16 protein-coding genes are annotated in these 22,011 nt (G+C 60.7%); 4 read left to right on the top strand and 12 right to left on the bottom strand.

What is annotated here, in order from left to right; translation table 11 throughout:
* On the top strand, positions 1-252 hold a 252-nt coding region (locus tag O0881_RS29120; RefSeq protein WP_289914097.1), incomplete at its 5' end, for a hypothetical protein.
* 108 nt (positions 253-360) lie between these two features.
* Complete coding sequence (locus O0881_RS29115; protein WP_233516386.1) at positions 361-2,349, top strand: sigma-54-dependent Fis family transcriptional regulator; 1,989 nt, start codon at positions 361-363, stop codon at positions 2,347-2,349.
* A gap of 1 nt (position 2,350) precedes the next feature.
* On the opposite strand, the gene O0881_RS29110 is transcribed toward O0881_RS29115, so the two are convergent.
* From O0881_RS29110 to O0881_RS29080, 7 genes are all read right to left on the bottom strand, one after another.
* Positions 2,351-3,361 carry an FAD:protein FMN transferase gene (locus O0881_RS29110; RefSeq protein ID WP_289914096.1) on the bottom strand — a complete coding sequence of 337 codons (1,011 nt, stop codon included), beginning with the start codon at positions 3,359-3,361 and terminating at the stop codon, positions 2,351-2,353.
* Complete coding sequence (locus O0881_RS29105; RefSeq protein WP_289914095.1) at positions 3,351-5,453, bottom strand: 4Fe-4S binding protein; 2,103 nt, start codon at positions 5,451-5,453, stop codon at positions 3,351-3,353. The genes O0881_RS29110 and O0881_RS29105 overlap by 11 nt, the downstream gene beginning before the upstream one ends.
* Before the next feature lie 57 nt (positions 5,454-5,510).
* Positions 5,511-6,671: a porin gene (locus tag O0881_RS29100; protein WP_289914094.1), complete on the bottom strand. Its 1,161-nt coding sequence runs from the start codon at positions 6,669-6,671 to the stop codon at positions 5,511-5,513.
* A gap of 287 nt (positions 6,672-6,958) precedes the next feature.
* Positions 6,959-8,695 (bottom strand): PQQ-dependent methanol/ethanol family dehydrogenase, encoded by a 1,737-nt coding sequence (locus tag O0881_RS29095; RefSeq protein ID WP_251351978.1) that lies wholly within the window; start codon positions 8,693-8,695, stop codon positions 6,959-6,961.
* A 49-nt stretch (positions 8,696-8,744) separates the two neighbouring features.
* On the bottom strand, positions 8,745-9,134 hold the full coding sequence (locus O0881_RS29090; protein WP_034756816.1) for a DUF779 domain-containing protein: 390 nt from the start codon (positions 9,132-9,134) through the stop codon (positions 8,745-8,747).
* A gap of 55 nt (positions 9,135-9,189) precedes the next feature.
* Entirely contained in the window at positions 9,190-10,710 is a 1,521-nt protein-coding gene (gene adh / locus O0881_RS29085; RefSeq protein ID WP_070280828.1) for an aldehyde dehydrogenase, read from the bottom strand.
* A gap of 344 nt (positions 10,711-11,054) precedes the next feature.
* Entirely contained in the window at positions 11,055-12,011 is a 957-nt protein-coding gene (locus O0881_RS29080) for a beta-propeller fold lactonase family protein (RefSeq protein ID WP_289914093.1), read from the bottom strand.
* 204 nt (positions 12,012-12,215) lie between these two features.
* Between O0881_RS29080 and O0881_RS29075 the strand changes: the two genes are divergently transcribed.
* The gene (locus tag O0881_RS29075; protein WP_289914092.1) at positions 12,216-14,369 is read left to right on the top strand and encodes a TonB-dependent receptor; all 2,154 of its coding nucleotides are present in this window, start codon (positions 12,216-12,218) and stop codon (positions 14,367-14,369) included.
* Between the two features lie 57 nt (positions 14,370-14,426).
* Here the strand turns inward: O0881_RS29075 and O0881_RS29070 are convergent, their stop codons facing one another.
* The 5 genes from O0881_RS29070 to O0881_RS29050 all read right to left on the bottom strand — a co-directional run bounded on the left by O0881_RS29070 (position 14,427) and on the right by O0881_RS29050 (position 20,006).
* Positions 14,427-15,260, bottom strand: a complete 834-nt coding sequence (locus tag O0881_RS29070; protein WP_289914091.1) for a transporter substrate-binding domain-containing protein — start codon at positions 15,258-15,260, stop codon at positions 14,427-14,429.
* Between the two features lie 25 nt (positions 15,261-15,285).
* Complete coding sequence (pedF, locus tag O0881_RS29065) at positions 15,286-15,771, bottom strand: cytochrome c-550 PedF (protein WP_035824926.1); 486 nt, start codon at positions 15,769-15,771, stop codon at positions 15,286-15,288.
* Between the two features lie 131 nt (positions 15,772-15,902).
* Positions 15,903-16,922 (bottom strand): RNA 3'-terminal phosphate cyclase, encoded by a 1,020-nt coding sequence (gene rtcA / locus O0881_RS29060; RefSeq protein WP_289914090.1) that lies wholly within the window; start codon positions 16,920-16,922, stop codon positions 15,903-15,905.
* 5 nt (positions 16,923-16,927) lie between these two features.
* Positions 16,928-18,163 carry an RtcB family protein gene (locus O0881_RS29055; protein WP_289914089.1) on the bottom strand — a complete coding sequence of 412 codons (1,236 nt, stop codon included), beginning with the start codon at positions 18,161-18,163 and terminating at the stop codon, positions 16,928-16,930.
* Positions 18,164-18,434: 271 nt separating this feature from the next.
* On the bottom strand, positions 18,435-20,006 hold the full coding sequence (locus O0881_RS29050) for an RNA-binding protein (RefSeq protein WP_289914088.1): 1,572 nt from the start codon (positions 20,004-20,006) through the stop codon (positions 18,435-18,437).
* 206 nt (positions 20,007-20,212) lie between these two features.
* Between O0881_RS29050 and rtcR the strand changes: the two genes are divergently transcribed.
* Positions 20,213-21,826, top strand: coding sequence for an RNA repair transcriptional activator RtcR (gene rtcR / locus O0881_RS29045; RefSeq protein ID WP_289914087.1), 1,614 nt, complete (start codon positions 20,213-20,215; stop codon positions 21,824-21,826).
* Positions 21,827-22,011: the final 185 nt, after the last annotated feature.

Genomic DNA, 22,011 nt, shown 5'->3' with positions numbered 1-22,011 from the left:
TCAGCTGCGAAGAAGGAAGAGTATGAAGCAATTTGCTACGTCCGTCAACTCCTTCTTTTTCTCGTCTCACTCGGCATTTGCATGCGTCGTTCAGCGAGGGGGCGAATTATAGCCGTGCCCTGCGCACCCCGCAAGCGCTATTTTTTGCGCCAGATCAAAGGCAATAGGCCTGGCACCGCAATTGCTTATATGAACACATGCACCGACCACCAAGGGGAGCAACTCTGGGCCCGGCAGCAACACTGGGGATAGCCCGGTTCGCTTTGCTTTGCTCCCATCTGTGACAGGTGCTACATTATGGAACACTCTCGATATTCAAAAGAGCGCCGCAGTACAGGGCCCAACGGAGGCAACGAGATCATGTATCAACCGTCAGCTACTTACCGTAGCGCACCGTTTTCGTCCATCGCGGACGCGAACATTTTGCCGGCAGGACAGGACAACGTCCCCGTCATCATTGAAACTTCCCACCAGCGTTCCGTCGCCTTTGGCCTGTCGCCCACGGCCACGCCCGACTTCACGCCGGCGGGCAAGTCCGACCTGTCCTTGCTGATCGAGCAAAACCGCATGCTGCACACGCACGCGCTGCCGGCCATGGAAACCCTGTACCAGCAAATCGTCAACACGCACAATATGGTGATTCTCACGGATGCCAACGGCGTGATCGTGCATTCGCTGGGCGACGATGATTTCCTGGAGAAAGCCAACCGGGTCGCCCTGCAGCCAGGCGTGGCGTGGTCGGAACAAAGCCGGGGCACGAATGCCATCGGCACGGCCATCACGGAAAAAGTACCGACTTTGGTCCATGCGGACCAGCATTACCTGGCCGCCAATCATTTCTTGACGTGCTCCGCGGCACCAATTACCGATCACCGGGGCAATGTCATCGGCGTGCTGGACGTCTCGAGCGACCAGCGCAGTTTCCACAAGCATACGATGGCCCTCGTGCGCATGTCGGCGCTGATGATCGAAAATCAGCTGTTTTCCGCCACCTTCGAAGATGCCATCACCGTGCACTTCCATGCGCGCCCCGAATTCATCGGCACCTTGATGGAAGGCATCGCCTCGTTCACGCCGGGCGGACGGTTTTTATCCGCCAATAAAAACGGCTTGTTCCAGCTGGGCCTGTCATTTGCCGCACTGCAATCACATACCTTCAGCTCCCTGTTCGGCTTGCCCGTGTCTGCCCTGTACGACCATTACCGCACTGCCGCCCCCGGTTTGCTGAACCTGTGCATGCACAGCGGCGTGCGCGTATATGGGCGCGCGCAGTTGCGCCTGTCCAATAGCGTCTTCCAGCACGGCTTTACTGCCAGCACCGACCATAGCGATATCAACGCCGTGCCGGCACAGGTTCCCGCGTCCGCCAGCCATGCGGCCAACGCGGCGCGGCGCCTGTCCGGCTTGCGCTACCTGCGCACGGGCGATCCGCAACTGGAACTGGTGATCGAAAAGGTCAACAAGGTGCTGGGGCGCGACATCCCCATCCTCGTCATGGGCGAAACGGGCACCGGCAAGGAATTGCTGGCGCAAGCCATCCACAACGACTCGCCACGGGCCATGGGACCGTTTATTGCCGTCAATTGCGCATCGATCCCGGAAACCCTGATCGAATCCGAACTGTTCGGCTATGAAGACGGCGCCTTTACGGGGGCGCGCAAGAAAGGCGCGATCGGCAAGATACTGCAAGCGAATGGCGGCACCCTCTTCCTCGATGAAATCGGCGACATGCCGTTTGGCTTGCAGGCGCGGCTGTTGCGCGTGTTGCAGGAACGCATGGTCACGCCCCTGGGCAGCAGCAAATCGATCACCGTCAACGTGGAACTCATTTGCGCCACGAATCACAACTTGCGCGAACGCATGGCCAAGGGACTGTTTCGCGAAGACTTGTATTACCGCCTGAATGGCCTGGTGGTAAAACTGCCGCCGCTGCGCGAACGCACGGACCTGGACACGGTCGTGAAAAAAATCCTCGCAACGGAAGCGCCCGACACACGCTACACGGTGGCGCCGGACATCTTGCGCATGTTCCACCAGCATAAATGGCCGGGCAATTTCCGCCAGCTGACCAATCTCTTGCGCACGGCCATCGTCATGGCGGGCGACGAGCATGAAATCTGTTTACGCCACATGCCTGATGATTTCCTCGACGATATTGAGATGACGCAAGCGACTGCCGCCAGCGCCAGCACGGACCGCATGATCGCGGCCGGCGCCAACCTGGAAGAGATGGAGCAAAGCGTGATCCTCAAGTCGCTCGATGCCCACGGCGGCAACGTCTCGGCCACGGCGCGTGCGCTGGGCGTGTCGCGCAACACGATCTATCGCAAGGTGCCGCACCTGAAATAGCCTAGAGTAAACGGGAAAAACCGGGCGACATCGCGCGCCGGCCCTGCTTGTCGATGGTCATCAGGTCGACGCCCTCCATGTGCGCTGCCATCGCATGCGCGCGTGCGGCTCCCGTGACCATGAAGGTGGTCGACAAGCCATCGGCCAGCAAACCCGTGGGCGCCAGCACCGTCACGCTGGCCAGTTCACGCGGCGAATCGCCCTTCGATGGGTCGAAGATGTGGTGATGCACGAAATCGGGCGTGAACGTGCATTCGTAGTCGCCCGACGTGGCCACGCTGCGCCCCTCCACTTTCAAGGTGGCCGCCAGGATTTCCGCGTCGCGCGGATCCTGGATGCCCAAGGTCCACGGGCGTCGCACGGAGCGCTGCCCACGCGCAACGAATTCCCCCGTATCGAGCAGCGCGTGCCGTATGCCGCGCGCCTGCACGGCTGCCAGCGCCATGTCTGCCGCGTAGCCTTGCGCCAGGCCATTCAAGGTCAGCGCCATGCCCGGCTGAAGAAAACGCACTTCCCGACTATCCCACGCCAGTTGCCGCCAGCCTACCCGCGCCTGCGCCGCGCGGCGCAAGGCGTCCGCCGGCAAGCTTGCCCGGTCTGCCGCCGCGCGAAACAGCTGCCACAAAGGTTGCACCGTGATATCAAACGCCCCATCGCTCCATTGCGACAAGGCTTGCGCCTGCGCCAGCACCGTCAGCAGATGCGCATCCGGCCGGGCCAGGCGGCCGTCACGGTTCAGCTGGAAGACTTGGCTGACGGGACTGTAAATGCTCATCAGGCGGTCGATATTCCTCGCTGCATGCAAGGCGTCCTCGATGGCCAGTTCGGCCTGGCGCTGATCGTGATGCAACACGGTGACGGCGATGGTCGTGCCAAACGCCAGCGCGGCACCGCGATAAGGGCGCACGCCGGACGCCGTGGCCGTGCCCCGCGCCATGCTGCCAGGTAAAGACAAGCCCGCCATACCGGCCACGCTGCCGATGGCGGCGGAAATAAACGTTCTACGCTGCATTGCTGCTCTCCTCTGCCGTGGCCCGGACGATGGGAATGGTGCGGGCACGCTTGATTTCCAGCATCAACGGCGCGCATTTTTCATCGCTGGCGTAAATCACCACGCAATCCATACACTGGAAACACTCGCCATAATCGACTTTCCCGCCAGGCGCGATGGCGTGGTACTCGCAACGGTGACGGCAAGTCTGGCAAGGCGTGCCGCACTCCTTGCGACGGGGTATCCAGTTGAACAGGCGAAAACGTCCCAGCAGCGCCAGCGCCGCGCCAAACGGACACAGGTAGCGGCAAAAGAATTTGTAGGAAACACTACTGAGCAACAGCAAGCCCGCGGAATACGCGACAAACGGCCAGGCCCGCACGAAATTCAGGGTAATCGCCGTCTTGAACGGTTCCAGTTCCACCAGCTTGTCCGTGATCTGGCTGGAAAATACGCTGCTGCCCAGAATGGCCGCCAGCAAGCCATACTTGATCCATTTCAAGCGCCCATCCAAGCGCGGCTTGATTTTCCATTGGGGCAAGCGCAGCCACTGGCCCAGCTTGCCCGTGAATTCCTGCAGGGCGCCAAACGGACACAGCCAGCCGCAAAACGTGCCGCGCCCCCAGATCAGCAGGCTGAGCAGCACAAACGCCCACAGGATCACCGTCATCGGATCGAACAGGAAAAAGCCCAGGCTGCGCCCGGCCAGCAGGGCCTGGATGACGCCCGTGATGTTGACGATCGACAACTGCCCCTGCGCGTAATAGCCGATGAAGCCGATGGTAAACAACAGGAACAGGCGACGGAACCAGACAAATTGGCGGCCATCGCGCACGAGGCGTTTCTGCCATGCCAATGCGCCGGCCAGCAGCGCCAGCCCGGCGAGCAACAGCAGCAACTCCGTCTTGCGCCCTTTCCACGTGCCGCGCCACGTGGCATCGTCGCCTTGCGGCGCCGTGTAAAAATCGGCCGGCAGGCGGTAATTGACATCCACATTGCGGGCAATGCGTTCCGGATACACGATGCCCTTGCTGCGCGTGATCGGCATGGTAAAAGCCAGCGGACTGGCCGCATCGAGCCCCGCCTGGCTGATGACGCGCAAGACGGCGACATTTTCCGTCGGCAACAGCGTCGTATCCGCCAATTGCAATTCCAGGTCCAGGTCGCGCATGTCGATGGGCAAGCCATCCTGCTTCAGCAATAGCCGGTCCGGCACGGTGCCGCGCACGAAATCGTCGCCCAGCACGCTGTAGCGACCGCGCGACATGACGAGAATGGCGTGGTCGCCTTCGTCCAGCCGGTTGCGCAATTTGTTCCAGCTGCGTTCCGTCAACAGATTGCGCCCCACGCTGGGCACGGACACATACGCCAGGTACAGGTCGATAAACACTTCATCCGGCGCGCGCGTGGCTTCCCCATCGAGGCCCGCACCGGGACTGCCGGCAAACAGGCTTTCAATCTCCTTGTTGCTCAAGCGCAGATGCTGGATCAAGCCCTGCTTTAACATTTGCGCGACATCAAGCTTTTCGAACACGTCCATGCGGATGCGCGCGATCTGATCCGGGTCACGGCCTTGCGCGAAGCCAAGTTTTTTGCGCGACACTTTCAAGGCCGACGCCAGCACGCTCTGGTTGATGATGCGCACGGAAGCCGTGGCCTTCGACACGCCATCGATATCGGCGTGCGTGGCGTCCGTGGCGCGTTTCTTCCTGGCATCGATAGCGATATTCTGCTTCAGCGACAGTCCCTGATACTGTTTGACGAACTGGAATAAAGGCGCCTCGCCCAGGCCATCGAGAAACACGGGTTCGTGCTGCGACAACACGGCCACGTCCAGAAAACTCCCTTGGGGATTGATAGCGATCAATAAGTTGACGGGAACGCCGGAAAAGCCGGGGATCGGCGCCAGGTCCACGGATTCAAATACGTAGCCGACCAGCTCCGTGGCCGTGGCGTTTTGCCGGAACAATGGCCAGACGGGCAAGTCGGTCTCCTTGTCGCCCACGACGATGGGAGCAGGAAAACGCCGCGCCAGCTCGGCCTTGGCGAGCACGCCCGCCCACGCCTGTCCCAGGATAAACAGGAATAGCCAGCATCCGATGAACAACCGCATTATCCGCATGCACCACGCTCCGTGCGGCGCCTTGTCGCAAGGCGCCGCGTTCATTTATTAGAAGAAAATAATGCCGCCCAGGGACACGCCATTCATCTTCGCTTCGCCGCCCGTAAAGCCTTTCGAGCGCGTCTGGCCCAGCTCGCCCACCAGGGTGATCGCGCTGTTGAGCGAGTAATACGCGCCCAGGGTCAGGTTGGCGTTCGACTTCAAGCCGCCCGTGCCGGCCGTGTTGTCGTCGTTCTTGCTGATGCCGTAGGACAAGCCCAGTTTCAGTTTGTCCGTCGTCTTGTACGTGCCTTGCAGCAGCCAGTTCTTCGACTTGGTATCGCCCTGATCCGCATCGGACAGGATGCCCAGCCCCTTGCCGCCCTGGAAATTGACCAGCACGCCAGCCGGCCCCATCTGGTACGAGCCGCCCACTTCCACGCCGCGCATGGTCAAGTCATCGACGCCCGGCGTTTTCGACGTGAATTTTTGCGACTTCACGCCCAGCCAGGCTTTCAAGCCTTCCTGCGCATACGTCAGCTGCGCCTGCACTTGCGGACTCGACTTCGAAGAATAGGTCGAGCCTGCAACGATCGGCGTATCGGAGACGGGGCTGACCAGCGCCACATCGGCGCCAAAGCCGCCCGACTTCGGCGAGCTGTACATGATCTGGCCATAGTTGCCCAGATAGGTGTAGCCGGCGCCGATATGGCCCAGGGTCACCCGGCCCCGCTGCGTCGCCTGCACGGGTGCGCCCGAGCCCAGCAAGGTCATGTCGGACAAAATCGCATTCGCGCCGAAGATGCCGTAGTCGCGGCCCAGCTTGAAAGTGCCCATGTGTTCATTGCCAAACGTGAAGAAGGCCTGGCGCACATCGACCACGCTGTTCTGGCTGATGGCGCTATCCGTGGCCGTCGAGTTGTAGATGCCGATCAAAGCTTTCACGTCGTACTCGCCCAGCCGCGAACTTGCCGAGGTGATCAAACCATTCGGCAGCAAGCCGTTGCCGATGGTCGTGCGGTCCTTCTCGCCGCCGCAACCGAGCGCCTGGCCGCCCAGCGCCAGCCCGCCCACGGCATCGCCCGAACACGACACTTGCGTGTAATAGGCGTTGACGATGCCGCCCACCGACACGGTCCAGTCGCCAGCCTTGATATCGACGGCGTGTGCCTGTCCCATCGCTGCGATCGTCATGACACCGAGGCTCCCCAGCTTGATCAATGTATTCATTGCTTCTCCTCTTTCTTCTCTGTTTTTAGTGTGCACACCAGTGATTGATGTACCTCAAGCTTTGGCAATAAGCGTGCCCAGCGCGGCCCATAGGGAGAAAGAGAAAATACGTATTTGACTTGTGCAGCAGCGGATCAATCGCCACTGCCGGTGTTCATTTTTTGACCGCAAGCAGGCATATCGGGCGTCCAGGTAAACAAAAAACTGACGGCCTGGGCCGTCAGCAAAAAGAAAACACCCGGCGGACAGGGAGACACCCATCCGAGTGGCCCGGATGCTTCACCCCGTTACTTCGATGCCAGCTTGAAGACCCACACGGAACCGCCCTGTTCCAGGAAGTTGACCTTCTTCGCCACCTCGCCGCCCCACAGCGGCACGGCGCCACCCCAGCCGGAAACGACGGCCACATATTGCGTGTCGCCATCCTGCCAGGTGACGGGCGGCGCCACGACGCCGGAGCCCGTCTGGAATTTCCACAGTTCCTTGCCCGTCTTCGCGTCGACGGCTTTCAGGAAGCCTTCCGGCGTGCCGTAGAACACCAGGTTGCCGGCGGTACTCATCACGCCGCCCCACAGCGGCGCGTTGTTCTTGATTTCCCAGACGATCTTGCCCGTCTTCGGATCGACGGCGCGCATGGCGCCGATGTAGTCGTCAAACAATGGCTTGATGGTGAACCCCGCGCCGAGGAAGGCCCCGCCCTTCTTGTAGCTGATCGGCTCGTTCCAGATATCCATGCCCCATTCGTTCGCGGGAACGTAGAACAGCTTGGTTTGCGGCGAGTACGCCATCGGCATCTGGTTTTTGGCGCCGAGGAAAGCGGGCGCGGCAAACACGGTCGTGCCCTTCTTGCCTTCCTCTCCCTTGGTGGGGTCGCCAGGGCGGCCGGCGGCAATGAAATTCGGCCGGCCCGTCTTCAGGTCGATGCTGCTGGCCCAGGTGATTTTCTTCACGAATGGAAAGGCGTTCTGCAGCTTGCCCGTGTTGGCGTCGATCACATAGAAGAAGCCGTTGCGGTCGGCCTTGCCGCCGTAGCGCTTGCCATCCATGTCGAAGGTGACGAACTCGTTGGCGCCATCGAAATCCCAGGCATCGTTCGGCGTGTTCTGATACGCCCACTTGATCTGCCCCGTTTTGACGTCCAGCGCCACGGTGGATGACGAGTACAGGTTGTCGCCGGGACGCAAGTGGCTGTTCCACGGCGCCGGGTTGCCCGTGCCAAAGTAGGCGAGCTTGGTTTGCGGATCGTAGGTGCCGCCCATCCAGGTCGAGGCGCCGCCCGTTTTCCACAGGTCGCCCGGCCACGTCTTGTTCGCCGTGCCGGACACGCCGTTGTCGATGGCCTTGCCATCCTTGTCGTAGCGGTGGCCCATATGGCCTTCCACGGTCGGACGGCTCCACACGAGGTCGCCCGTCATCGGATTGCGCGCTTCGACCCGACCCACGATGCCGAATTCCCCGCCCGACACGCCCGTCAGCAGCAAGCCTTCGGCGATCAGCGGCGCAGCCGTCATCGAGTAGCCGGCCGCGTAATCGTCTACTTTCTCTTTCCAGACGATCTTGCCCGTATTCTGGTCCAGCGCCACCAGGTAGGCGTCCAGGGTACCGAAAATCACCAGGTTGCCATACAGGGCCGCGCCGCGGTTGACCACGTCGCAGCACGGCATGATGCCGTCCGGCAAGCGATGCTCATATTTCCACAGCTTGGCGCCCGTTTTCAAGTCGACGGCAAAGATGCGCGAATACGATGCCGTGACGAACATCTTGCCGTTGTGAATCAGCGGCTGCGATTCCTGGCCCCGCTGTTTTTCGCCGCCGAACGAAAACGACCAGGCCGGCACCAGCTTGGCCACGGTCTTGTCATTGATCTGCGTCAACGGCGAATAGCGCTGGCCTTGCGTGCCCATGCCAAACGACAGGACGCTGGCCGGATTCTTCGCCGTGCTGTCGAGCATGGCATTGGTGACATTGCCCACGTCGGCCGCCTGGGCCAGCGATGCCAAACCCAAACCGATGAGTATCCCCATGATTTTTTTCTGCACAATCATCTCCCTCTGTTTTATTAGTATGTGTGTATCAAGTCTTGCGGTGCTCATGCGGCTGGGCATGCAACAGCGCGCACTCTTCATCGGTGAACAGGCGCGAGCGCGTCAAAAAGCGCTTGCCCGTGCCGTTGTCGAGTGAAAACATGCCGCCATTGCCATCGACCACATCGATAATCAACTGGGTATGCTCCCAGTACTCGAATTGCTCGAGTCCCATGTAGAACGGTGTGCCATTCAAATTGCCGAGATAAATGTCGGTATCGCTGACATCGAACTCGCCCAGCGCGTAGCACATGGGCGCACTGCCGTCGCAGCAGCCGCCCGACTGGAAAAACATCAGCGGGCCGTGACGCTGGCGCAACTTGTCCATCATTTCCAGCGCCGCATCGGTGGCGACCACCCGGGCAATTGCTGCACTCATGGCATCCCTTTCTGCGCGCCGCGCCCGGACAGCAAGCGCGGCGCCTGTTGCCGGTTTAGAAGAAGCCCAGCGCTTTCGGGCTATAGCTCACCAGCAAGTTCTTCGTTTGCTGGTAATGGTCGAGCATCATCTTGTGGTTTTCGCGGCCGATACCCGATTGCTTGTAGCCGCCGAACGCGGCATGGGCCGGATACAGGTGGTAGCAATTGGTCCACACGCGGCCCGCCTGGATGGCACGTCCCATGCGGAAGGCACGGGAACCGTCGCGCGTCCACAGGCCGGCGCCCAGGCCGTACAAGGTATCGTTGGCAATCGCCAGCGCGTCGGCCTCATCCTTGAAGGTGGTCACGGACACGACCGGTCCGAAGATCTCTTCCTGGAAGATGCGCATCTTGTTATTGCCCTTGAACACGGTCGGACGCACGTAATAGCCGCCTTCCAGGTCGCCCGCCTGCGTGTTGCGCTCGCCGCCGGCCAGCACTTCCGCGCCTTCCTGGCGGCCGATGTCGAGGTAGGACAGGATTTTCTCCAGCTGCTCCTGCGACGCCTGGGCGCCGATCATGGTGGCGGAGTCGAGCGGATTGCCCTGCTTGATGGCGGCCACGCGCTTCAAGGCCCGTTCGATGAATTTTTCGTAGATCGACTCCTGGATCAGTACGCGCGACGGGCAGGTGCACACTTCGCCTTGATTCAGCGCAAACATCGCAAAACCTTCCAGGCACTTGTCGAAATAATCATCATCCGCATCCATCACGTCTTCAAAGAAGATGTTCGGCGACTTGCCGCCCAGTTCCAGCGTGACGGGAATCAGGTTTTGCGCCGCATAGCCCATGATCAGACGGCCCGTGCCCGTTTCGCCCGTAAAGGCGATCTTGGCGATGCGCTTGCTCGACGCCAGCGGCTTGCCCGCTTCCAGGCCGAAACCGTTGATGATGTTCAGCACGCCCGGCGGCAGCAGGTCGCCGATCAGCTCGATCAACACCATGATGGAAGCCGGGGTTTGCTCGGCCGGTTTCAAGACAACGCAATTGCCTGCCGCCAGGGCTGGCGCCAGTTTCCACACGGCCATCAGGATCGGGAAATTCCACGGGATGATCTGGCCCACGACGCCCAGCGGCTCATGGTAATGGTAGGCATAGGTTTCCGCATCGATTTGCGCGACGGAACCTTCCTGGGCGCGGATGCAGCCGGCGAAGTAACGGAAATGGTCGATGGCCAGCGGAATGTCGGCATTCATCGTTTCGCGGATCGGCTTGCCGTTGTCGATGGTTTCCGCCGTGGCGATCAGGCTCAGGTTCTGTTCGATGCGGTCGGCGATGCGGTTCAGGATATTGGCGCGCTCGGCAGGCGAAGTCTTGCCCCAGGCATCCTTGGCGGCGTGCGCGGCGTCCAGCGCCAGCTCGACGTCTTCCGTCGTGGAACGGGCGATTTCGCAAAATGGCAAGCCCGTGATCGGGGTGATGTTAGGAAAGTATTCACCTTTTACTGGTGCAACGAATTTGCCGCCGATGTAATTGTCATAGCGTTGTTTGAAGGGATTGGCTACGCCCAGTTTGCTGATGTCTGCGAGATTCATGTCGTCCTCTATCGGGTTAATTAGAATGGAAATACTTAATTAAAATCAAACGTCCTGGTACAGATGGGGTGAGTACACGGAGTCTTCCGCAAATGCCGTGCCAGCTCGCCATCCCACTACAAACTTAGCCGGTTTTACCCCCGTTGCAAGGGCGTGGCGTCAATCCCGGCCCGCTTTTCAGCGCATGCCCCGGACTTGGGTGGGGGCGTGGCTCTGTTTGCGTTTTGAACAAGGTGGCAGCATCCTGTTCCAATCCGGGCCAGCCCTGCTGTGCCGCCACGCCGCCGCTGCACAATGGAACAGGTGTACCAGACTGGAACACCTGCGCCTGTGCCATGAAGGAATCAACGAATCACCACGCCCCATGGCAATTCACCCACGGCAATATCGGCCACCTTGCGCGCGCTGGCCGTGTCGATGACGGACACGCTGTTCGAGCGGCCATTGGCCACGTACAGCTTGGCGCCGTCGGCCGTGATGGCCATGTTCCACGGGCGCTTGCCGACGCCAATCGTGGCCGTGACCTGATTGCTGGCCGTGTCGATCACCATCACCGTACCGTCGATACCGTTCGAGACATACACTTGCTTGCCGCCGGGATGGACGGCGATGCCATTCGCATTCTTGCCCGCTGGAATGGTGGCAATCGCCTTGCGCGCGGCCATGTCGATCACGTAGACGGCATTGACCAGTTCGCACGCCACGTAGGCGCGGCCCGAGTCCGGGCTGAAACCGATGCCGCGCGGCCGCAATCCCACGGCGATGGAAGCGACCTGCCGGCGTTGCGCCACATCAATGACATCGACTTGCTCCGCCTCTTCCGCGCTGACCAGCAGCCAGCGCCCGTCCGGGCTGAAGACGGCGTGTTCCGGATTGCGTCCCTGCACCTTGATATCGGCGAGCAAGGTACCTGTCTGGCCATCGAGCAAGGCCACACTATTGTTTTCCTCGACGGCCACGGCCACGTGACTACCGTCTTGCGAGGCGCTGACGCCTTCGGGCGACTTGCCCAGCGCCACCGTGCGCACGGGTGCGCCGCCAGCGTTGTCGATCAGCAGCAAGGCGCTGCTGGCCGCATCCGTGACAAACAATTGCCGCCCGGCGGGGTCGGCGGCGATGCCGCGCGGACGCTTGCCTGCGGCGATCTGGCGCACCACCTGGTCGGTCGCCGTGTCGATCACGCTCAAGGTGCCCGACTTTTCATTGGGAACATAGGCAAAAGGAGCGGCCTGGACAGCGGTACTGGCGAGCGCCGACAGCAGCCAGCACACCTGGCGCAAGCGCAAGAAGAAGTTGGGCATAATCACCTTTTCAATGGCAAAACGAGGGAAAAGCGCGCGGTAGCGGCGCCTCTGACAATTACCGTATGCAAACGCCGTGCCACTGACACGCGTATAATTTCAGCCCACCAATGGAGACATGGCAGGCATATTGCTTGATACACCTACGCAGACCTGTACCGCGCACGCGATCAAGCAGGCTTTTATTCACATTGGAGAATCCGCATGCAGCATCGTTTCCGCCTGAACACCATCGCCAGCCTGTTTGTCGCCGGCAGCGCCACCCTCGCCCCCCATGTCTTTGCCGCCGAGGCAGCTGCCCCGGCCAACGGGCAATTCATGGATACGGTGGTCGTCAGCGGCAACCGCATCGCCCACCCCAGCCAGGAAGTGCCGGCCTCGATCGACGTGGTCGACAGCGCCCGCATCCAGGATGGCCAAATCCGCGTCAACGCGTCGGAAGCGCTGGCCGCCGTGCCGGGCCTGGTCGTGCAAAACCGCCAGAACTACGCACAAGACTTGCAAATCTCGTCGCGCGGCTTCGGCGCCCGCTCGGCCTTCGGCGTGCGCGGCGTCAAGCTGATCAGCGATGGCATTCCCGCCAGCATGCCCGATGGCCAGGGCCAGGCCGCCACTTTCAATCTCGATACGGCCGAGCGTATCGAAGTGCTGCGCGGACCGTTTTCTGCCATCTACGGCAACCATTCGGGCGGCGTGATCCAGCTGTTTTCCAAGGATGGACAAAATCCCCCTTCCGTCGAGCTGAATGTGACGGGCGGCAGCTACGGCACCAGCAAGGTAGACTTGACGGCGCAGGGCCAGGCGGGCGGCATCGGCTACGTGCTCGACGGCTCGCGCTTCCGCACGGACGGTTTCCGCGACCACAGCGCCGCCACGCGCGAACAAGCGTTCGGCAAGATCACCGTCAAGCCCACCGCGGACAGCAAGCTGACCATCGTCGCCAACAGCTTGCACCAAGGCAACACGCAAGATCCCCTGGGCGCCACCTGGCCCACGTTTGCCGCCAACCCGCGCGCCGGCGAAATCGACACGACGGACACGCAAAACCCGAAACGCACCCTGGCCGACCGCTACAACACGCGCAAGAGCATCGACCACCAGCAGATCGGCGCCACTTATGAACAGTCGTTCGGCGATGACCGCCTGCACGTGATGGTGTATGGCGGCAACCGCGACGTGATCCAGTACCAGGCGTTTAATAAAGCATTCCAAAATACCAAAGTGGACGGTCTACTTAAGCATTCGGGCGGCGTGGTCGACTTCCAGCGCCAGTTCTATGGCATCGACACCAACTGGCTGCACGTGAACCAGTTGGCCGGAGGCAAGCTGAGCACCACCATCGGCATCGACTATGGCCGCTCCAGCGATGACCGCACCGGCTATGAGAACTATATCGGCGAAGTGTACGGATTGAAGGGCAAGCTGCGCCGCGACGAGCAGGATGTCGTCTCCAGCCTCGATCCGTATATCCAGGCGGAATGGCAAGGCGGCCCGTGGCTGCTCAGCGCAGGTGTGCGCTACAGCAAGATGAAAGTGGCTGTCGACGACCATTTCCTCAGCAACGGCAACGATAGCGGCAGCCTGGAGTTCAGCCACACGACGCCCGTGCTGGGCCTGCTGTATAAACTGACGCCGAACGTCAACGTCTACGCCAGCGCCGCGCGCGGTTTCGAGGCCCCAACCTTGAACGAACTGTTTTACTCGGGCACGGGCGGCGGCTTCAATTTCAACTTGAAGCCGGCCACCAGCACCAACCTGGAAGCGGGTGTCAAGGCCAGGATCGCCAACAACACGCACGTGAATGCGGCCTTGTTCCAGATCAAGACCAATGACGAACTGGTGGTCGACAAGTCCAGCGGCGGGCGCACCAGCTATCGCAATGCGGGTAAAACCTTGCGCCAGGGCATGGAAGTGTCGTTGGATTCGAACCTGCCATATGGTTTCACGACAAAAGTGGCGCTGACCAGCCTGCACGCCGTGTATGACCAGGCATTTGGCGGCGTGCGCGAAGGCAGCCGCTTGCCGGGCGTACCCAGCGCCAACCTGTTTGCGGAGCTGGCCTGGAAAGATACGTTCGACCGTTTTGGCGCAGCGCTGGAAAGCGTGGCCAGCAACCAGGTCTACGCGGAAGACAGCAACATCGAAAAACCGGCGCCCGGCTACACGGTATTCAATGCGCGCTTCAACGCCAGGCAAAACGTGGGCAATTGGCGCTTCAAGGAGTTTGCCCGCCTGAACAACCTGTTCGACAAGACCTACGTGGGTTCCGTCATCGTCGGCGATAGCAACAAGCGCTACTATGAAGCGGCGCCGGGACGTAATTGGTTGCTGGGTGTCAGCGCCATGTATTCTTTCTAATTAAAAAGCCCGCGCCTCTTCCGATGCGCGGGCTTTATTGTCATTCAACATGGCCTGCTACGGCCGTGCTTCCTTCACACCATATTTCTCGAAGATGGCTTTCAATTCGCCGCTGGCCGCCATTTCGTTCATGGCTGCCTGCAGCAACTTGCCCACGTCGAGCTGCTGGCGGCTGACGGCCAGGCCCACGGCCCAGCCCGCACGCGGCAGGCGGGCGAACGCCACTTCGCTCATGGGGAAAGCGGGATCGCTTTTCAGCACCGATTCGATTTCCGAACGGTTGGCCAGCACGGCATCGAGCTTGCCCGTCTGCAATTGCTGCAAGGCTTCGGCTGCCGTGTCGAAGATGCGCACGTCGTCGCGGTACTTGCCATTGTCTTCGCCCAGCATCAGCATGGCCGCGATCGACACCTTTTCCACGCCGATGCGCTTGCCGGCCAGCGAGGCGACGCCATCGAATTGCGGCACGGCTTGCGCACTGCGCGCCAGGCGCACGGTTTCCACGTAGTATGGCGCGAAGATCTCGACCTTGTCGTTGTCCGCCATCAACCTCTTGTCGACCGGCACATGCAACATCACATCGGCGGGGCCATAACCGAGGTAATGTCCCTTCCACACCATATTGCGCAAATCGTCGTTGAGGTTTTCGCCGGCGGGAAATGGCAACAAGCTCAGTTTCAGCCCCAGCTTTTTCGCCAGCGCTTCGGCAATATCGATATCGATGCCCGTACCCTTGTCGGAAAACGGCGCGAATTCGTTGTACACAGCCACTTTCAGGCTGCCCGACTGCTGCACCTTTTGCCAGTCGGCGCGCGCCGGCGCGGCGGCGCACAGCGCCAGGCAAGCGAGCGAGATCATCGCGCGCGCGCCCCGGAATTGAAATGAACGCATGGGACTCCTTTGTGATCAGTTCGACTTAATTCGACTCGCGGCGCGTTTCCAGATAGGTCTTGATGGCCCACATGGCTTCCTGGTTGAATACGCCTTCGAACGGCGGCATGTACACGGCCCCATTGCGCACTTTACCGTGGCGGATGGTGGTCAGGTAGTAATTGTCCGTTTCCTTGTAGCACGCCTGTTTCTTTGTCTCATTCTTGATACCGAAACAATCGCGGTCCAACTGGCGCAAGTCCGGCGCGATGCCGCCCGAGATGGCTTCGATGCCGTGGCAGCGGGCGCAATTCTGGTTGTAGGCCGAGGTGCCCACCGTCAAGGCCAGTTTGTTGCCCCGATACGGGTTTTGCTCGAGCCACTTGTCGCCTACCTTGGGCAAGCCCGTGGTATCGACGCCTTGCGGCGTGACATTGCCGTGCGCATAGGCATGCGGCAAGGTCAGCAGGGAAGTGAGGGCAACGGCGCCGGCCGCCGCCACGCCGAGCAGGGTACGAATGGAATAGGTCATGCTGGTCTCCTTGGTTTTTTTAGTCAATACCAAAGAAGAGCAAATGCCATGCCATGCACATATGCCCCACATCCGGCCGGCCATGTATCAATTTGGAACAGCTGCAACACGTAGTTGTGTCACCGCGCGCCTCAGGCGGCGGCCACCATGCAGATGCTGCCGCGCGCCTGCTGCTCGAAAGTGATACGCACGGGCAAAAATCGGGCAATCACCTCCGCATTCGTCAGCGCATGCTGCGACACCTTGTTGCAGCTGAAGGTACCGCCGCCCGCCAGCGCCATGGGCAGCAAGAGCTGGTCGGCCAGATGCTCGCCGACGGCCGCGTCCGTCTTGAGATAGGCGCGCACCTCGTTCAACAGGCGCTTGGCCACGGACTCGGCCAGCAAGGACTTTTCGCCGAACGAAGTAAACACTTCCGTGACATGCTCATGCTCCAGGGTCAGCAGCAGGACGTTGCCCGGCCCCTGCTCCGCCGGCAAGCCGACGAGGCGCAGCTGCTTGCCGCTCCAGCCCATGCCGCTGGCGACACGCTCGAGCTCGCGCTGCGCCACCTGCACATGCACGCCCGCCACCACGCTTTCCGCATACCCCGCCTTCCGTTCGCCGCGCTGCAGCAGTTGAATCGGCTGCAAGCGCCGGCACGGTTGCACGGTGGCCGTCACCTCGCCGCCGCCCGCAGGATGAAAGCCGTAGCGTTGCAGCGCGATCTCCACCTCGGCGCCCATCTGCTGCAGGATGCGGCCATACGCGCGCTGCAAAAAATGCACGGGCGGTGCCATGGCATTGTGCGTGCCGCCAGTGACGCGCACGGTGGATGGCCCATCCGCATGCAGCAGGGCCGGCAGCAAGGTTTGCAGCACCAGGGTGCAGCTGCCGGCGCTGCCGATGGCAAAGCGGTAATCGCCGCCGCGCAGGGGGCCGGGAACGAATTCCAGGCTCGACGCGCGCAGCGCCACCGGCGTCGTGCGCGCCCCGCAAATGGCGGTTGCCGCCTGCACGGCCAGCAGATGCTGGCGCAGCAAGCCGGGCTTTTCCCGCCCCGCGCGAATGTTAATCAGGCGAAACGGTTGCCCCGTGATCATCGACAGGCTCAGCGCCGAACGCAAAATCTGTCCGCCGCCTTCGCCTTGCGCTCCATCTATTTCTATCATCTCTCTTATCCTTTGACGCAGACGACCTGCTTCAAGATATGCACGACATCGACCAGCTCGCGCTGCGCCAGCATCACCGCATCGATATCCTTGTAAGCCATCGGGATTTCATCGATCACGTTTTCATCCTTGCGGCACTCCACGCCTTGCGTGGCGCGGATCTGGTCATCCAGGTTGAAGCGCCGCTTCGCTTCCGTGCGGCTCATCGTGCGTCCCGCGCCGTGGCTGCAGCTATGGAAACTCTCCGCATTGCCCTTGCCGCGCACGATAAAGCTCTTCGCGCCCATGGAGCCGGGAATGATCCCCAGTTCGCCCGCGCGGGCCGACACGGCGCCTTTGCGCGTGATCAATACATCTTTGCCGAAGTGGTGCTCCTTCTGCACATAGTTATGGTGGCAGTTGACGGCCTCCACGTGCGTCTGGAACGGTTTATGGATGACCGTGCGCACGGCGGCGATCAGGTTCTGCATCATCACTTCGCGGTTGTTGCGGGCGAAACGCTGGGCCCAGCCCACCGCTTCCACGTAATCGTCGTAATGCTGCGTTCCCTCGGCCAGGTAAGCCAAATCCTGGTCGGGCAGGTTGATAAAGTGGGTGCGCATATCCTGCTTGGCCAGTTCGATGAAATGGGTGCCGATGGCATTGCCCACGCCGCGCGAACCGGAATGCAGCATGAACCATACGGAACCCTGCTCGTCGAGGCACACTTCGACGAAGTGGTTGCCGCTACCCAAGGTTCCCAGGTGGCGGTAATTGTTCGTATTTTTCAGCTTTGGCGTTTTCAGGCAGATCGCATCGAATTCATCCTTCAATTGCAGCCACGCCGCATCGACCACCGAGGGCGGCGTATGCCAGGAACCCTCGTCGCGGCCGCGGTGGCCGCGCGTCTTCGGCGACATCCCGTGCGGAATGGCGCGTTCGATGGCGCTGCGCAGCGGTCCCAGGTTATCGGGCAGATCGTTCGCCGTCAGCGTGGTTTTCGCCGCCATCATGCCGCAACCGATATCCACGCCCACGGCCGCCGGAATCACGGCGCCCAGGGTAGGAATCACGCTGCCGATGGTCGACCCCTTGCCCAGGTGGACGTCGGGCATGACGGCGATATGCTTGTAAATGAACGGCAGGGTCGCCGTGTTGCGCAATTGTTTTTTAGCCGCTTCTTCGACAGGCACGCCACGCGTCCACATTTTCACTGGACGGCTGCCTTCGGTATGCAGGACTTCGTATTCTTCGTTTTTCATCGCTATTCTCTTCTTCTATTGTATAGGGGGTGATGACCAGGGTTGGTGAAACAGTTGCCGACGCATCGGCCCAGGATGTAGTTCCACCGGCATTCATCAGTACGACAACCCGACAAGGGGGACAGGATTTCTGGCAGACGCACTGCGCCTGCCAGGCCGGTCTGACGCGGCTGATCGATGTAATCCTGTCGGCATTCGGGGTACTACGGCGCATGACAAGCGTGGACAGGACGTCTCTTATGTAGTCCTGTCCGCATTCATGCGCTTTGCTTCAACAACCTGGTGCTGCGATATCGATGGCGGCGATTTCTCCCACCCAATGGGCGGGATCCAGCTGGCCGGCGGCAAAGGCGGCGATGATCTTGAAGACGTCGTCGGAAAAACCGCCGATATTCAGAATATCCTCGCGCTCCATCGCCTGCGTGGTGGCATGCGGCGCAATATCGATGCACACCAGCTTTGCTTGCGGATTGCGCTGCTTGAAGACATTCCACTGTCCCATCGTCGCCGTGGCGCCGCTGCGTTTGGCGTCGATCCACGATTCGTTATCGGACACATAAATCACCAGGTCGGCCAGCTCCTTCTTGCTGTTCATGCGCAGCAGCGGCGCGCTGCAATTGGTACCGCCGCCACCGATGGCTGCCAGCTTGGCCGCGTTGCTCATCACGCTATCATCCGCGCCGAGTCCGCACTGCACCACGCTGTGCTCGAACGGCAGCACCATGGCATCCGGATTCTTGCGCAACATGGCCGCCGCCACCAGCGCCGCCACATCGATGCAGCGCACGCTGGACGTGGCGCTGCCGCGAAAACCGCTGACGGGCGAGGACATCGAACCGGAAACGTCGGGGCACACCACCACCTTGCCAGCGATCTGCGGCACGTTCAGCAGCGATATTTCGAGTGCCTGTTCCAGCGCATCGCGCACGATGGCCGGCACGTGCTCGCCGGCCGCCATGCAAGCCGACATCAGCTGGTACGGAAACACCCGTGCCCGGCCAATCGCCTCGGGATCGCGCAACTTGGCGGCGATCAGCTCCGGCATGCCAGCTATCGCATACACGCCGTGGCGGCCAAAGGTATTCAGATTCATGCGCACCATCTGCCAGCTGCCCTGGCGGGCGATCTGCGCCCAATCCTGTGCGCTCAAGGGCAGCGCCGTCAGCATCTGGAAGGGCACGTCCGGTATCGTTTGCGCTGGATCAAGCTTGTAAGCTTCGAACGCGGCCAGCACCGACGGCAAGGCCGCGGCATCGTACGGCTTGCCGATCAGCCAGGAGAAGAAGGCCGCACGCCACGCTTCCTGCGGTTTCGGATGCACCATCTTGACCACGTCGGCCAGCGATGGCGCATTGCCCACGGCAGCGGCCAGCAAGGCTTGTTCCGACGCGCCGTTCAGCCATGCCTGCACCAGCTTTTTCGGACGCGATCCCAGCGACTTGCGGCCGATGGCGCCCGAACGCATGATTTGCACGAAGTTGCGCAGCATCTTGCCGTTGTTAATCACACGCTGAAAGGCCGGCGCGCATTCCGCGGCGCCCTGCCCCGCCAGCACGGCCACCAGCAAGGCCGGCATGTCTTTCATGTAGCCCCGTTCGCGGCAGTACACGGCCGTCTGCGCAATGAAGGCCGGCTCGACCGCCTGACACAGCTCGCGCACTTTCGCCAGTTGCGCTTCGGCGCTGGCATAAAACGTCGTATTCAGGCAACCGGTGGCCGCGTACTGCGCCAGTTGATGCCGGGGCGTCAGCGCGTAGGCGGGTGCGCCTTCGGCATTGCGTGCCAGCGCCGCTGGCATGGTTGCTGTCTGTTGCGCGCTCTGGAATAACTGGGCGTTGGCCATTTTTCGTTCCTCTCTGCTCTCTACGTTTATCTCGTTGGTATCTCCTCTATTGCAAGCGCTGTGCCAGCTTTCAATATTTCTTCAAAAATTACGATAACTCATTGATTTTATTAAATAATATTTAAATACAAGCTGTTCATTGAAAATATCCCTGTCACTGAAATTTGGAATACAATTATCTTTTCAGATAAATTTTTATCCCATATATGCAAGCAAAACGCACCGTCGTCATCGGCTTTCTCGGCACGCAGCTCGACAATGGCAGGGGAGCTGCACGCTGGGAAAAGTGGCGTCCCAGCATCGCCCTGACCCAGCACGAGGACAAGATCATCGACCGCTTCGAGTTGCTGTACGCGGGCAGCCAGTTCGACAACCTGGTACGCCAGGTGTCGCAGGACATCGCCAGCGTCTCGCCTGAAACCAGGCTGATCTCCCATGAACTGCCCATCAGCGATGCCTGGGACTTCGAGAATGTGTATGGCGCGCTCTACGACTTTGCCAATAACTACCCCTTCGATCCGGACAAGGAAGACTATTGGATCCATATCACCACCGGCAGCCACGTGGTGCAGATATGTATGTTCCTGATGACGGAAGCGCGCTATTTTCCCGGCCGTCTCGTGCAAACATCGCCGCCGAAGCGCCAGGCCAGCGGCAATCCCGGCAGCTACGCATTGATCGACCTCGATCTGTCGCGCTACGACCAGATTGCCCAGCGTTTTACGCGCGAGCAGGCCGAAGGCGTGGCCTTCCTGAAGTCCGGCATCGCCACGCGCAATGCGAAATTCAATGGCATGATCGATGAAATCGAGCGCGTCGCCATCAAATCGAAAGCTCCCATGCTGCTGATGGGACCTACCGGTGCCGGCAAATCCTTCCTCGCGCGCCGCGTGTATGAACTGAAAAAATCGCGCCACCAGATCGACGGAAAATTCATCGACCTCAATTGCGCCACCCTGCATGGCGATGGCGCAGCCTCCACCTTATTCGGCCATATCAAGGGCTCCTTCACAGGCGCAGGCTCGGATCGGCCAGGCTTGCTGCGCAGCGCGCACAAGGGACTGCTGTTTCTCGATGAAATCGGCGAACTGGGGCTCGACGAGCAGGCCATGCTGCTGAAAGCCATTGAAGAAAAGCGCTTCTTTCCCGTCGGCGCCGATACGGAGGTACAGAGCGACTTCCAGCTGATCGCGGGCACCAACCGCGACCTGGGCAAAGAAGTGATGGCCGGCCGCTTCCGCGAAGACCTGTATGCGCGCATCAACCTGTGGACATACGAATTGCCGGGGCTGGCGCAGCGGCCGGAAGACATCGAACCGAACCTGGAATACCTGCTGACACAATACAGCGCGGAAACGGGCGAACGCGTGCGCTTCAACAAGGAGGCACACGAGCGTTTCATGCGTTTCGCCACCCTGCCCACCTCGGCATGGAAGGGCAATTTCCGCGATTTATCCGCCGCTGTCACGCGCCTGGCCACCCTGTCGGAAGCGGGCCGTATCACGGATGGTGTTGTCGATGAGGAAATCCGGCGCTTGAAGCGGATGTGGCAGCATCATGACAAGCCTGCCTGGGGCACGGAAATCGACCTGGCCGATATCATGGGAAGCGAGGTAGCCGCGCAGCTCGACCTGTTTGATGCGCTGCAGTTGCAGGCAGTGATCAAGATTTGCCGGCAATCGAACAATATGTCCGATGCCGGCCGTACCCTGTATGCCGTATCGCGCGCGGCGAAAGCCAAACCCAACGATGCAGACCGGCTCAAAAAATACCTGGCCCGCTTTGACCTTGATTGGGATAGGGTCTGCCAACTTAATTAAATGAAAAAAGCAGCGCTTGGCGGTGCCTTTTTTCACGCCTGTCTGCTGACAAAACAAAACCACCAGACGTAAAAAAACCCCAACCGGATCACCGGAAGGGGTTTTTTCGAATAACAAGCCTGACGATAACCTACTTTCACACTGGTTGCAGCACTATCATCGGCGCAAAGTTGTTTCACGGTCCT

The sequence above is a fragment of the Janthinobacterium sp. SUN100 genome, assembly GCF_030397705.1.
Lineage (GTDB): Bacteria > Pseudomonadota > Gammaproteobacteria > Burkholderiales > Burkholderiaceae_D > Janthinobacterium > Janthinobacterium kumbetense.
This window is presented reverse-complemented; position numbering and strand designations above follow the sequence as displayed.

Bases quoted from the DNA above. Each gene is read 5' to 3' on its own strand.
- O0881_RS29050 (WP_289914088.1), bottom strand. From the start codon at position 20,006: ATGGCCAACGCCCAGTTATTCCAGAGCGCGCAACAGACAGCAACCATG.
- pedF (WP_035824926.1), bottom strand. From the start codon at position 15,771: ATGACCTATTCCATTCGTACCCTGCTCGGCGTGGCGGCGGCCGGCGCC.
- adh (WP_070280828.1), bottom strand. From the start codon at position 10,710: ATGAATCTCGCAGACATCAGCAAACTGGGCGTAGCCAATCCCTTCAAA.
- O0881_RS29110 (WP_289914096.1), bottom strand. From the start codon at position 3,361: ATGCAGCGTAGAACGTTTATTTCCGCCGCCATCGGCAGCGTGGCCGGT.
- rtcR (WP_289914087.1), top strand. From the start codon at position 20,213: ATGCAAGCAAAACGCACCGTCGTCATCGGCTTTCTCGGCACGCAGCTC.
- rtcA (WP_289914090.1), bottom strand. From the start codon at position 16,922: ATGATAGAAATAGATGGAGCGCAAGGCGAAGGCGGCGGACAGATTTTG.
- O0881_RS29075 (WP_289914092.1), top strand. From the start codon at position 12,216: ATGCAGCATCGTTTCCGCCTGAACACCATCGCCAGCCTGTTTGTCGCC.
- O0881_RS29055 (WP_289914089.1), bottom strand. From the start codon at position 18,163: ATGAAAAACGAAGAATACGAAGTCCTGCATACCGAAGGCAGCCGTCCA.
- O0881_RS29070 (WP_289914091.1), bottom strand. From the start codon at position 15,260: ATGCGTTCATTTCAATTCCGGGGCGCGCGCGCGATGATCTCGCTCGCT.
- O0881_RS29095 (WP_251351978.1), bottom strand. From the start codon at position 8,695: ATGGGGATACTCATCGGTTTGGGTTTGGCATCGCTGGCCCAGGCGGCC.
- O0881_RS29100 (WP_289914094.1), bottom strand. From the start codon at position 6,671: ATGAATACATTGATCAAGCTGGGGAGCCTCGGTGTCATGACGATCGCA.
- O0881_RS29105 (WP_289914095.1), bottom strand. From the start codon at position 5,453: ATGCGGTTGTTCATCGGATGCTGGCTATTCCTGTTTATCCTGGGACAG.
- O0881_RS29115 (WP_233516386.1), top strand. From the start codon at position 361: ATGTATCAACCGTCAGCTACTTACCGTAGCGCACCGTTTTCGTCCATC.
- O0881_RS29080 (WP_289914093.1), bottom strand. From the start codon at position 12,011: ATGCCCAACTTCTTCTTGCGCTTGCGCCAGGTGTGCTGGCTGCTGTCG.
- O0881_RS29090 (WP_034756816.1), bottom strand. From the start codon at position 9,134: ATGAGTGCAGCAATTGCCCGGGTGGTCGCCACCGATGCGGCGCTGGAA.